The organism is Roseateles sp. (assembly GCF_049240545.1).
Taxonomy (GTDB): Bacteria; Pseudomonadota; Gammaproteobacteria; order Burkholderiales; family Burkholderiaceae_C; genus Paucibacter_A.
In genome coordinates this window covers 105,511-117,499 of the sequence record NZ_JBMLSK010000371.1, presented here as the reverse complement: position 1 = coordinate 117,499, position 11,989 = coordinate 105,511, and the positions used below count along the sequence as shown (strand labels likewise).

Below are 11,989 nucleotides of genomic sequence, written 5' to 3'. Positions count from 1 at the left end.
TCCTTGTTGGCAACTGCTTTGGCGATGGTTTGACTCAACTCGATCACTGAACGGGCCATGCGCTCTGGATTGGCGACGCCTTGCGCCTTGAACGAGGCAGCAAGTGATACCTCCAGGGGGGCTTGCAGGCAGAATGAAGAATCCATGGCACATAGCCGGGTTCGGAACAAGCTGTCCGGCGTTTCGCAGTCTTGGCCCAAGTAGCACATGGCCAAGCCCTGAGCATTCATCAACTCGAACTGTTCACCCGGCAATGGCGATCCGGGTCCATTCGGATACAGCTTGTCGCCAAACCAGGCGCCTTCTGTGCTTGAACTGAAAAGGTTGGCCGCGAGCGTACTGGGCGACAAATACTGAAATGCTGCTTCGATGGACTGGCGCTGCTCCTTCCCCGAACGAAGTTGGCTGGGATCATTTTTGGCAATTGACCGGATGTAGGGGTCGACCTCGGCACCACCTGCCTTGAATGATTCGCGAAAGAGCGCCTGCCAGGTCTTGTAACTGGCTTCACTCTCCAGCAATTGGTTGCAAGAGTCTTGCAGACGCTGAGCGGCAGCCATGCTTTGTGTGTGCAGGGGGTCTGTTGCGCTGGCGCTGTTGGGTCCGCGATCTAGGTTCTCCGGGTTGGCGCTGATCTGCGCTTGCAGGCCGCAGAGATCACTGATCTCCAGCGCAACATAACGACCACCGGCCGTGGGATTCGCCATTGCTTCGGCCCAAATCGGACGCAAATTCTCACCCGCCTTGATGGCATTCATCCAGACGCCCGGCTTTGCACCGATCAAGGCTTGCCACTTGGAAATCGGTGCGGATGCTGCTTGCGGAACTGACCCTGTTCCTTGTGTACTTTGGCTGGCCTGGGTCGCTAAGCCGCCGTTGTTGCCACCAACTTGGCTTGAGGCCGCGCTCCCGCCAAGTGCCGTTTCTGTGAGCTCAGATGAGCTAGGCGAAGTTTCAAATGCAATAAGCACAAGAGCGGCAACTGCCGACAAGGCGAGAGCGGCCCATAGCCGTCGGGGTCGGCGAGGGCGCGCCTTGGTTATCTTGGGTGGTGGAGAAGTCAAGGAGGTCCTTTGTCCTCAAGAGCTGCTCGTTTCAGTCGATTCATTGCGAGCCCCTGCATTCAATGAATGCTAATGCTTGACTTACCCGGCGAACATTGGGGGGAACCTGGAGCTCCCTAAGGCTTCAGCCCTTAGGGTCCAAGCGCCGAGCCCGGGCCAGACGCCAGGCGTCGGCCGGGTCGGCGCCGTAGACCTCTTCAGCGGTGGTGGGCGTCTCTTGCAGATGGGTGTCGATGGCGATGCGCTTGTCGAAGACGAAACACTCGCCCTTCCAGTCCGCCGCCGCATCGGGCAAGGCCTCGAAGTAGCTGACGATGCCGCCGTCGAGTTGGTAAACATCCAGGCCTTGGTCTTGCATCCAGGCGCTGGTTTTTTCGCAGCGGATGCCGCCGGTGCAATACATGGCGATGCGCTTGCCGCTGCGCTTCCATTCATCGGCATGCTCGGCCACATAGGCCGGGAAGTCGCGGAAATGCGCCACCTGCGGGTCGATGGCGCCTTCGAAGTGGCCGAGCTTGTATTCAAAGCTGTTGCGGTTGTCGATCACCAGCACATCGGGCTGCTTGATCAGCTCGCGCCAAGCTTGCGGCGAGACATGGGTGTTGGGCTTGCTGGGATCGGGCAGGCCGGAGACGCCGGGCACGCCAAAGGCCACGATCTCGGGCTTGCAATGCACCTTAATCAAGGTGAAGGGCTGGGTGGCGCAGGCGCTGTGTTTGAACACCATGTCGCTGAATGCTCCGCCAAACAGCGGGTCTTGATGCAGCGCCGCTTCAAAAGCGGCCAGCGCGGCGGCCGGCGCGGCAATGGCGCCGCTGATGCCTTCAGGCGCCACCAAGATATTGCCGCCAATGCCGGTACTGGGCAGGCTCAGCTCGCGCAGGCGCGCGGCCACCGCCTCGGGGTCGGCCAGCGAGACGAATTTGTAGAAAGACGAATGGACGTGGGCTTCGGCGCTCATGGGGGATGCAATCTCAGACATAGAGCGCGGGGTCGGCCGCAGGCGCTTTGGCGCTGAAGCTAGGCATTAGGGCCAAGCCGCCGTTCAGCGTCCAGGCATTCGGGTGACCCAGGCGGGTGAGGGCTTGCGCGGCCTGGCGGCTGCGGTTGCCGCTGCGGCAGAAGAACAGCAAGGGCCGGCCCGGCTCATCCAGCCATTCCGGCAGCGCATTCATCAAACGCGACAAGGCGACGGCCTGCATTTGCGCGCCAGCCAGCTCGGGCGTTTGGCTCAGGAACTGCTCGAAAGGCTCGCGCACATCGACCAGCAAGGCGTTCGGATGTTGCTGCATGAAGCTCTGCAATTGCGCGCCGCTCAGCAGATGCGGAGTGTCGGCGGCATCCTCCAATCCCAGCACGACTTGCTGCGCTTCATCACGGCCGGGGGCCAGGAAGCAGGAGGCTGCCAGAGGCAGCGAGAGCGCGCTCGTTGCTTGCGCGTCCAGCATGCCTGTGAAGGCGATTGCCGCCACGCTGGCTACTTGGGCTTCGCTCAGCAGCAAGACCTGACCCTGGGGACAGGTCTTGCGCGTCAGCCGGCGATCGCCCAAGTTCAGGGCGTCTTGTCCACTGGGCCAGCCCAAAGCGTCCACCGCTGCAGACGGGCGCAGAGGGGTGTTCAACAAGTCCACCAACAAGCTGCGGGCCTCCGCGTGCTCGGCCTCGCCGCTGCTGCTGAGGATGGCCAGCACCGGGTAGTCTTGGCAATGCAGGGCTTGCACCAAACGGTCCACCTGCTCGGGGCGGGGGTCGATCAGCACACAGCTGCGGCTGGCGCTGTCGGCCAGCAAATAGCAGCAGGCGCCGTCATGCATGAAGCGGGTGATGCCTTCGCCCAAGGTGGGTAGGTTGTCGGCGGGGCTCAGGCAATGGCGGCGCAGCGATTCACCGCAGGCGCGGATGCGGGCGCAGGCCTCATCGATGAAGGCTTCGTCCACTGCCGGGCCGATGGACAGGCGCACCGCGCCGGCCGCTTGCCAGTCCGGCAGGCCCATGGCTTGCAGCACAAAACTGGGCGCGGCCTTGGCGGCGCTGCAGGCCGAGCCGCCGCTGACGCGCACATCGGCCGCATCGAACAAGTCTTGCAGCAGGCGCGAGCTCAGACCCGGCACCGCAAAGTTCAGCGTGGTGGGCAGGCTTAAATCCAACGGGGCGTTGAAGACCAGGCCGGGGAAGGCTTCGCACAAAGCGTCCGCCAAGCGCTGGCGAAAGCCCTGCAGCGTGGCCGAGTCGCGCAGCGTTTGCCCATCTTCCAAGGCGGCCAAGACGGCGCCCAGCGCGGCAATCCCCGACATGTTTTCGGTGCCCGAGCGCAGCGCGCCTTCTTGCCCGCCGCCGGCCATCAGCGGCGTGAAGGGCGCGCCGGCGCGCACATAAAGCAGACCGATGCCTTTGGGCGCATAAAGCTTGTGGCCGGAGAAGGGCGCGTAATCGATGCGGCTGCTGCGCAGCTTCAAAGACAGCTTGCCCAGGGCCTGCACGCCGTCCACCAGCCAGTAGCAGGGGCTGTCGCCCAGGGCTGCTTCAATGCCGGCCAGATCGCTGACGATGCCGGTTTCGTTATTGGCGGCCATGGTGCAGACCAGGCCGGCGCGCGGCGCATGGCGGCGCAAAAACTCCAGGTCATGGCGGCCTTGGGCGTCGACCGGAATCGCCAGAATCTGCAAGCCCAGGCCCAGCACTGCGTTCCAGTGTTTCAAGGCCTCAGGCACGGCCTTGTGTTCGGTGGCGCCGTAGAGCAAATAGTCGGCATTCAAATTGCCGCGCAGGGCGCTGAGCGCCGACAAGACCGCGGTTTGGATGCCCTCAGTCGCGCCGCTGGTGAAGAGCAAAGCGCCGTCGCCGGTGTCCAGCAGTCTTTGAGCGCGCGCGCGCGCGCCATCGATCAAGGCCTTGGCTTTCAGGCCGGTGCTGTGCACGCTGCTGGGGTTGCCATAGTCCTCCACCATGGCCTGAATGGCGGCTGCCTTGGCTTGGGGCAGCACCGGTGTGGTCGCGTTGGCGTCGAGATAAATTTCCATGGCAGGGGGCGGGCCTTGTGGGCCTGGCGATGAGAGCGTGTACAGGCGCAATCGTAACTGCGCGCCGATTTTGAACCCCTATACTGAGGGCCCAGGGTCGGCAGAACACCCAGGCCTTGCCGCGCGGCGCGAGTCGCGAGCTAAACCTGCCAGGCAATCGATCTTTCCGTTTTGAAGATGATGAGGTTTTTTTCATCATCAGGCTGAGCCCGCTTTGTGCGCGTGCCCAGCTGGAAGTCGGCAAGCACCAGCACCCACTTGTTTCGCTCAGTGGGTTGAAGGGCACACGTGCGATGTGGAGAACGCTCAACCATGCCTCGTGAATTGATCCCCTTGAAGGTCGAAGACCTCTCGACCTTTGCCAAAGCCCTGCGCAGCCAGCTGCAGTCCTCGTTCGAAGAGAGTGACGAAAAGCCGGATGCCCGCGCCGAAGTGCCCATTCAGGTGCCCAGCCATCTGAGCCTCTTGAACATGCTGGCCCGCGCCGCTGGCCACCGCAACTTTCAGGCCTTGAAGGCGGCCGCCGAGACGCAGGCGCCGATTGAATCGCCCGCGCCCAGCAAGCTCAGCCCCAAGCATGCGCCGCCCGCGCGCGGCCCACGCCATCCCGAGATGAGCGAACTCGCCGACCGAGCGCTGCGCCAGTTCGATGCCCAAGGTCGCCTGGCCCGCTGGCCCAGCCGCCATCAGGTGCAGCGCTATGCCTTGTGGGGCTTGTGGATTCACTTCGACAGCCGGCGCCCTTACACCGAGCCCGAGGTCAATGAGATCCTGAATGCCCACCACGGCTTTGGTGACCATTGCACCTTGCGCCGCGAGTTGGTCAATATGAAGCTGCTGGGCCGCAGCGACGGTGGCCGCGAGTACCGCAAGCTGGCGGCGCGGCCGGACGAAGACCTCTTGCCGCTCTTGCGGGAGCTGCGCGCTCGCTCGGGTGCGGCCTGAGGGGCTGATGAAGGGGTGGGGAGGCCGCTCGCTACAATCGCGGCCCCTGATCTCAGGGCTCAACAAAGGATTTCGTCGTGTCTGATCGCCTTGCCGTGCTCTTGCAATACCTGGCTCCAAAACAAGCGTTAACGCGGTTTGCGGGCCTTGTGGCATCGGCACGCATGGGCGGCATCACCACCGGCATCATTCGCCGCTTTGTGGCACGTTATGACGTCAACATGGCCGAGGCGGCCAATTCGGACATCACCGCCTATCCGACCTTCAATGAATTCTTCACCCGCGCCTTAAAGCCTGGCGCGCGGCCGCTGGCCGATGCGGAGCTGATTTGCCCGGTGGACGGCCGCATCAGCCAGTTTGGCGCCATCCAAGGCGAGCAGATTTTTCAGGCCAAGGGCCACAGCTTCAGCACCACAGCCTTGGTGGGCGGCGACGCCGAGTTGGCCGCGCAGTTCAAGGACGGCGTGTTCGCCAATATCTACCTGAGCCCGCGCGACTATCACCGCATCCATATGCCGGCGGCGGGACGCTTGACGCGCATGATCCATGTGCCCGGCGATCTGTTCTCGGTCAACCCGGTGACGGCGCGCGGCGTGCCGGGCTTGTTCGCCCGCAATGAGCGGGTGGTCTGCGTGTTCGAGGGCGTTCATGGCCCTTGGGTGCTGGTCTTGGTCGGCGCCACCATCGTCGGCAGCATGTCCACCGCCTGGCACGGCGTGGTGAACCCGCCGCGCCCGGGCACCGTGCGCGAGTGGCGTTATGAGGGTGATGCGGTGAAGCTGAAGAAGGGCGAGGAAATGGGCCGCTTCTTGCTCGGCTCCACCGTGGTGATGCTCTTCCCCAAGGGTCCCTGGGCCTTCAATCCGGCGTGGATGGGTGAAGACCTGGGCCGCCCCGGCAGCGCGGTGCAACTCGGCGAGGCCATGGCCACGCGCTGAAGAAAAACGCAGCCTGCTCTCGGGCCTTACATCGGAGGCGTTGGCTGCGGCCTTGAATGACTCAAGTGCTGATGTACCGGCTCGTGTTGCGCCAGTGCTTGCTCCAGCAGAGCCCCTGCGGCGGCCGCTGGGAGTGGGCGGCCCAGGTGATAACCCTGCAACTGTGTGCATCCCAAGGTTTCAGCCGCCTTGGCTTGCGCCTCGGTCTCTACGCCTTCCGCCACGATCTCTAACTGCAAAGACTGGCCCAAGGCGCAGGTTGCCTTGACCACCGCGCTGGCCTGTGCTTCCGGCAAGGGCGCGATCATGCTGCGATCCAGCTTCATCGTGCTGATGGGCAGTTGGCGCAGCATGGTCAGCGAGGACTGTCCGGTGCCGAAGTCGTCGAGTGAGCACAGCACGCCTTCGCGGCGCAAGGCGTGCAGTTGCGGCAGCACGCGGTCGAGGTGAGCAATGGCTGCGGTTTCGGTGATCTCAATTTCAAGCGCGTGCTGCGGCAAGCCTTGTTCGCTCAGTGCGGCCAGCACACGCGAGGCGAAGCCGGCATCGTCAAACTGCAGCGGCGAGACGTTCACCGCAACCGGCAAGACTTGGCCCCAGCGGGCTTGCCAGTCCCGCAATTGCTGGCAGGCCATTTGCAGAATCAGTTCGCCCAAGGCCTTGATCTGTCCGGTGCGTTCGGCAGCCGGCACAAAGTCGATTGGGCTGACGCGCCCCTTGCCGGGCCGCTCCCAACGCACCAGCGCCTCAAAGCCGCACAAGCGGCGGCTGCCTGCGCTGAACTTGGGCTGGTACTCCAGCAAAAACTCGTGTTCGGCAATGGCCTTGCCCAGGGACTGCTCCGCCTCCAGGCGCGCCCGCGCGGCGCCGTTCATGGAGGGGTCAAAGAACAAGAAGGAGGTGCCCGCCGTGCCTTTGGCCTTGTGCATGGCCGAATCGGCGGCCCGCAGCAGGCTGGCACCGTCGCGTCCATCTTGCGGAAACAGGGCCGCGCCCAAAGACATATGAACATAGAGCTCGGCACCCTCCAGGACGAAGGGCTTGGTCAGCAGCTGATGCATCTGCTCGGCCACGGCGCGTACGGCGTTGGGTGCGGGTTCGCCTTCCAGCAAGACCAGGAACTGATCCTCCCCCAGCCGGGTCAGGGTGGCTGGCGGGGGCAGTTCTTGAGCCAGTCGGCGTGCCACCGCCTGCAAGAGGGCATCACCGACGGCGTGGCCCAGGCTTTCATTGACCAACTGGAAGCGATCCAGGTCGGCCGAGATCAAGGCAAAGGCCGGCGCGCCCAGATAGGTCAACTCGCTCAGGCGCTCCAGCGCAAAGTTGCGGTTGGGCAGGTCGGTCAGTTCGTCATGCAGCGCCTGGCGCCGCAGGGCTTCCACGGCGCGATGACGCGAGGTGTCATCCACCATCACCATCAACTCGGCAGGCGCTTCGTCCCATTCCAGATGACTGGACAGGCCGCGCACGTGGATGGTGCGTCCGTCGGCCGTCAGGCGGGCGGCCTCCCACTCGATGTGCGCCTCGGGCGAGTCCAGCACGCGCTGGTGTCGCTCTCTCGCCGCCTCGCGCAGCTCAAAAGGCACCAGGGCCTCGACCAAGTCTTGGGGCTGTTGCGGCTTTGGGTCGGTGAAGCCAAAAAGGGCTTTCGCCGCCGGGTTGGCATAAACGACCCGGTGGCTTTGCAGCACCACCAAGCCCTGCAGCGAATACTCTGCCAGCTTGGTGAAGCGCTCGCTATGGCGGCGGGTCTCGGCATGGGCGCGGGCGGCGGACAGCAAAATCAATCCCAATGACAAGGTGGCCTGGACAAAGAGGCCCACGGTGTGCGTGATGGGGGATCGGCTGTGCGCATCCAAGAGGGGGCCGCTGGCGTGTGCCAGACCGGCAACCACAAAGCATGCGGCGACAAAGCGTTCGCCGGCATGTCCGCCGCGGCCCATCCACCAGGCGCAGAGCCAGCAGCCCATCAGCAAAAAGCTCGCGGCGGTGATGACGGCGTAACGTTGATCCAGCCCGGCCATCACGATGATGCAAATCATCATGCCCAGGAACAAGGGCAGCCATTGGTGCAGGCGCCAGGGCAGGTTTCGGTAGTTGCGGGCACCCGCCACTTGTTGTGACATGGACCCCATGATGCAGACCGATGCCACCAAAGCTTGCAAATCGTAGCGCCAGCCGCTTTGCTGATCGGGAACCAGGCCCACGCCCACCGACAAACCCATGGAGAGCAGGATCCAGCTCCAGCCCCAGTCGCGCACATAGGCGTATCGCTTGTCTTGTTGCCAGAGCATCAGGAGCGCAGCCCCCAGCATGGCATTCAGTCCCGCACTGATGAGTATCAATGAAGTCATGACATGGCAATCGCGACCCGGTCGAGTAGCGCTGGTTGTTGTGGGCAAATAGTAGCGTCACCTTGCTGTGACAATAGGCTTTTTGCGGCTTCTTTGCCTTGATCCTTCAGGGCGACGCAGCCCGGCACCTCTGTTTGCTTACTGTTCACCATGACCCAACGCCCGCTCCAACGTGTTTTGACCGGCATCACCACCACCGGCACCCTTCATCTTGGCAACTACGTCGGCGCGATCCGTCCGGCCATTGCGGCCAGCCGGGAGGCGGGGGTGGAGAGCTTCTTCTTCATGGCCGACTATCACGCACTGATCAAGTGCGATGACCCGGAGCGCATCAATCGCTCCCGCCTGGAGATTGCCGCCGTCTGGTTGGCGGCCGGCTTGGACACCTCGCGGGTGACCTTCTATCGGCAGAGCGATATCCCCGAGATTCCCGAGCTGACCTGGTTGCTGACCTGCGTCACCTCCAAAGGACAGATGAACCGGGCGCATGCTTACAAGGGCGCGACCGATGCCAATGCGGCCGCCGGTGAGGACCTGGATGCAGGCATCACCATGGGCTTGTACAGCTACCCCATCCTGATGGCCGCCGACATCCTGATGTTCAACGCCCACCGCGTGCCGGTGGGCAAGGACCAGGTCCAGCACATCGAGATGGCGCGCGATGTGGCGCAGCGCTTCAACCATTTGTTTGGCCGTGGCCAAGAGTTTTTTGTGCTGCCCGAGGCCAATGTCGAGGAAGACGTGGCCTTGTTGCCGGGGCTTGATGGCCGCAAGATGAGCAAGAGCTATGACAACAGCATCCCGCTGTTCGAAGGCGGCGCCAAAGGCTTGAAGGAAGCGATTGCCCGCATCGTCACCGACTCCAAGCTGCCGGGCGAGCCCAAAGAGCCCGAAGGCCAGGCGCTGGTGACCATCTATGACGCTTTTGCCACCGAGGCGCAGCGTCAGCAGTTCCGCGCCGATTTGCGGGCCGGTTTGGCCTGGGGTGAAGCCAAGCAGCAATTGTTTGAATTGATCGATGCGGAAATTGCACCGCTGCGGCAGCGTTATGAGGCCTTGATGGCTCACCCCGAGCGGATCGAAGCCACTTTGTTGGAAGGTGCGGCCAAGGCGCGCGCGGTCGCTGCGCCTTTCTTGGCGACCTTGCGCCATGCCGTGGGCTTGCGCAGTTTTGTGGCGCCCGCCGTGGCGCCGGTGCAGGCCAAGAGTGCCAAGGTGGCGCTGCCGGTGTTCAAGCAGTACCGCGAGGCCGACGGGCAGTTCTACTTCAAGCTCAATGCCGCGGACGGCAGTCTGTTGTTGCAAAGCTCGGGCTTTGCGGGAGGCCGCGACGCCGGGCAATGGGTGGCGCGTCTGAAGCTGGAGGGCGCGGCGGCCCTAGGTGATGCGCCGGTTCAGTTGGCCGCCGGAGTGGAGGCTCAGACGGTAGCGCAAGCCTTGCAAACCTTGCAAGAAGCCGAATCGAACTGATGGGCCGCTGAAACTTAGAGTCAAGACTCTGATTTGCGCCGCACCCGCAAAAACCCGCTAGGCTGGCCGCTCGGTCTTGGCTAGCCTTGACTCTCGCATACCTATAAATCCGGAGACTGTTCATGCCCACCATTCCTGCCGACAGCTTGGCCCTGCAGCGCTTTTATCACTGGGAACGCACGCTGGCCTCTCGCGTTGCCTTGACTCAGCCGATCGGCGGCGGCGCGCTGAAAGAGTTCACCTGGACCGAGCTGGGCGATCAGGTGCGGCGCATGGCGGCCCATCTGCAGGCACTTGGGCAGGCGCAGGGCTGGGAGCCCGGCGCCAAAGTGGCGATCCTGTCGAAGAACTGTGCCTGGTGGTTGATGAGCGACTTGGCCATCTGGATGGCGGGTTATGTTTCGGTGCCGCTCTACCCGACCTTGGCGCCTGACACCATTCGCCAAATCCTGGATCACAGTGAAGCCAAGGCTTGCTTCGTCGGCAAGCTCGATGGTTGGGAAGGCATGAAGCCCGGCGTGCCCGAGGGCCTGCCTTGCATCAGCTACCCGGTGTCGCCGGCCGATGCCCAGGCCAGCTACAGCGGCTGGGATGAGCTCTGCGCCCGGAGCACGCCGATCAGCGGCGAGCCGCTGCGCCAGGCGGATGAGTTGGCGACGCTGATCTACACCTCCGGCACCACCGGCGCGCCCAAGGGCGTGATGCATACCTTTGGCGCTTTTGCCTGGGCTTTCAGCGCCGCGCTCAAGCGCATTGCCATGAGCCAGGAAGATCGCATGCTGTCCTACCTGCCGCTGGCCCATGTGGTCGAGCGGGTCTTGGTCGAGCACGGCTGGCTGCGTACCGGCTGTTCGATCTACTTTGCGGAAAGCCTGGACACCTTTGCGGCGGACTTGCAGCGCGCCCGTCCGACCATCTTTTTCTCGGTGCCGCGTCTGTGGGTGAAGTTCCAGCAGGGCGTGCAGGCCAAGATGCCGCAGAAGAAGCTGGATCTGCTGCTCTCGTTGCCCTTGATCGGTGGCCTGGTGCGCCGCAAGATTTTGAAGGCCTTGGGGCTGGATCAATGCCGTGTGGCGGCCGGTGGTGCAGCGCCGATGCCGGTGGCCTTGTTGCACTGGTATCGCAAGCTGGGTCTGGAAATCAACGAGGGCTACGGCATGACCGAGAACCTGGCGGTCTCGCATATCACCGTCCCGGGGCAGGATCAGATCGGCAGCGTCGGCCCGGCTTATGAAGGGGTGGAGGCAAAACTTGACCCCGCCAGCAGCGAATTGCTGATGCGCAGCCCGGCCCTGATGTTGGGTTATTACAAAGAGCCCGGCATGACCCAGGAGGTGCTGACCGCGGACGGCTGGCTGCGCACCGGCGATAAGGGCCGCATCGACGGCAATGGGCTCTTGCACATCACCGGGCGGGTGAAGGACTTGTTCAAGACCAGCAAGGGCAAGTATGTGGCGCCGGCGCCGATCGAGGATCGCCTGGGCCAGCATCCGGCGGTGGAGGCCTGCGTGGTCACCGGCGCCAATATGGGTCAGCCGGTGGGGGTGGTGATGTTGTCGCCTCAGGCGGCGGACCACCTGAAGACCGCTGAGCAGCGCGCCGAGTTGAGTGCCCAACTGAGCTCGCACTTGGCCGAGATCAATGCCCGCCTGGATCCGCATGAGCAACTCGATTGCCTGGCCGTCATCAAGACGCCCTGGACGGTGGACAACGGCTTCATCACCCCGACCTTCAAGGTCAAGCGCAACCGCGTTGACGAGGTCTATGGCCCGCAACTGGAGGCCTGGGTGGCCGAACGCAAGAAGGTGATCTTCGCCGACTGAGGCGCAGTTCAGGCCGAGGCGGCTGGAAGTCCGCCTCGGCGCTTGTTTCAGGATTGTTGGCGCTGGCGCAGTTGTTCGAGTTCGTGGCTCATCAAGCGGCTGCGCAGGTCCTGGCCTTGCAAAGAGGCCCAGCTGACCACCCCGTGGATCAGCAAGCCGAGCGCCCAGCCCCAGATGGGGAAGGGGGCGTGGCCAAAATGCCACTCGCGTCCGCTCAAGCTCCCCAGCAGATAAAAGCCCAGGTTGACGCAGCAGAACACCAGCAGATGCGTCAAGAAACCGATCTTGATGTCGACGCGCTTCTTGGCTTGCTGCATCAGTTCGTCGTCGACTTGGGTGTTTTGCGCCTGGTTCATGGTCATCTCCAATCAGTGT

At 63.4% G+C, this 11,989-nt stretch carries 9 protein-coding genes; 4 read left to right on the top strand and 5 right to left on the bottom strand.

All coding sequences use genetic code 11. The features are described from left to right. The 3 genes from ACOVRJ_RS22525 to ACOVRJ_RS22515 form a co-directional block, all read right to left on the bottom strand. A partial coding sequence (locus tag ACOVRJ_RS22525; RefSeq protein ID WP_422046058.1) for a hypothetical protein occupies positions 1–785 on the bottom strand: 785 nt, incomplete at its 3' end. A 403-nt stretch (positions 786–1,188) separates the two neighbouring features. Continuing rightward, positions 1,189–2,025 (bottom strand): rhodanese-like domain-containing protein, encoded by an 837-nt coding sequence (locus ACOVRJ_RS22520; protein ID WP_422046057.1) that lies wholly within the window; start codon positions 2,023–2,025, stop codon positions 1,189–1,191. A 13-nt stretch (positions 2,026–2,038) separates the two neighbouring features. Continuing rightward, on the bottom strand, positions 2,039–4,084 hold the full coding sequence (locus ACOVRJ_RS22515) for an aminotransferase class V-fold PLP-dependent enzyme (protein WP_422046056.1): 2,046 nt from the start codon (positions 4,082–4,084) through the stop codon (positions 2,039–2,041). A gap of 312 nt (positions 4,085–4,396) precedes the next feature. Between ACOVRJ_RS22515 and ACOVRJ_RS22510 the strand changes: the two genes are divergently transcribed. Both ACOVRJ_RS22510 and asd read left to right on the top strand, forming a co-directional pair. Next, positions 4,397–5,029: a DUF2087 domain-containing protein gene (locus ACOVRJ_RS22510; RefSeq protein ID WP_422046055.1), complete on the top strand. Its 633-nt coding sequence runs from the start codon at positions 4,397–4,399 to the stop codon at positions 5,027–5,029. A gap of 77 nt (positions 5,030–5,106) precedes the next feature. After that, positions 5,107–5,967 (top strand): archaetidylserine decarboxylase, encoded by an 861-nt coding sequence (gene asd, locus ACOVRJ_RS22505; RefSeq protein ID WP_422046054.1) that lies wholly within the window; start codon positions 5,107–5,109, stop codon positions 5,965–5,967. A 26-nt stretch (positions 5,968–5,993) separates the two neighbouring features. On the opposite strand, the gene ACOVRJ_RS22500 is transcribed toward asd, so the two are convergent. Continuing rightward, entirely contained in the window at positions 5,994–8,321 is a 2,328-nt protein-coding gene (locus tag ACOVRJ_RS22500; RefSeq protein WP_422046053.1) for a putative bifunctional diguanylate cyclase/phosphodiesterase, read from the bottom strand. A gap of 150 nt (positions 8,322–8,471) precedes the next feature. On the opposite strand from ACOVRJ_RS22500, the gene ACOVRJ_RS22495 reads away from it, so the two are divergent. Continuing rightward, positions 8,472–9,791: a tryptophan--tRNA ligase gene (locus tag ACOVRJ_RS22495; RefSeq protein ID WP_422046052.1), complete on the top strand. Its 1,320-nt coding sequence runs from the start codon at positions 8,472–8,474 to the stop codon at positions 9,789–9,791. Between the two features lie 122 nt (positions 9,792–9,913). Continuing rightward, positions 9,914–11,614 carry an AMP-binding protein gene (locus ACOVRJ_RS22490; protein WP_422046051.1) on the top strand — a complete coding sequence of 567 codons (1,701 nt, stop codon included), beginning with the start codon at positions 9,914–9,916 and terminating at the stop codon, positions 11,612–11,614. 47 nt (positions 11,615–11,661) lie between these two features. On the opposite strand, the gene ACOVRJ_RS22485 is transcribed toward ACOVRJ_RS22490, so the two are convergent. Further along, positions 11,662–11,970 (bottom strand): 2TM domain-containing protein, encoded by a 309-nt coding sequence (locus ACOVRJ_RS22485; RefSeq protein WP_422046050.1) that lies wholly within the window; start codon positions 11,968–11,970, stop codon positions 11,662–11,664. Between the last annotated feature and the right edge of the window lie 19 nt (positions 11,971–11,989).

Coding starts and splice junctions, on each gene's coding strand:
- ACOVRJ_RS22520 (WP_422046057.1), bottom strand. CDS start 2,025: ATGAGCGCCGAAGCCCACGTCCATTCGTCTTTCTACAAATTCGTCTCG.
- ACOVRJ_RS22515 (WP_422046056.1), bottom strand. CDS start 4,084: ATGGAAATTTATCTCGACGCCAACGCGACCACACCGGTGCTGCCCCAA.
- ACOVRJ_RS22500 (WP_422046053.1), bottom strand. CDS start 8,321: ATGACTTCATTGATACTCATCAGTGCGGGACTGAATGCCATGCTGGGG.
- ACOVRJ_RS22490 (WP_422046051.1), top strand. CDS start 9,914: ATGCCCACCATTCCTGCCGACAGCTTGGCCCTGCAGCGCTTTTATCAC.
- ACOVRJ_RS22495 (WP_422046052.1), top strand. CDS start 8,472: ATGACCCAACGCCCGCTCCAACGTGTTTTGACCGGCATCACCACCACC.
- ACOVRJ_RS22485 (WP_422046050.1), bottom strand. CDS start 11,970: ATGAACCAGGCGCAAAACACCCAAGTCGACGACGAACTGATGCAGCAA.
- ACOVRJ_RS22510 (WP_422046055.1), top strand. CDS start 4,397: ATGCCTCGTGAATTGATCCCCTTGAAGGTCGAAGACCTCTCGACCTTT.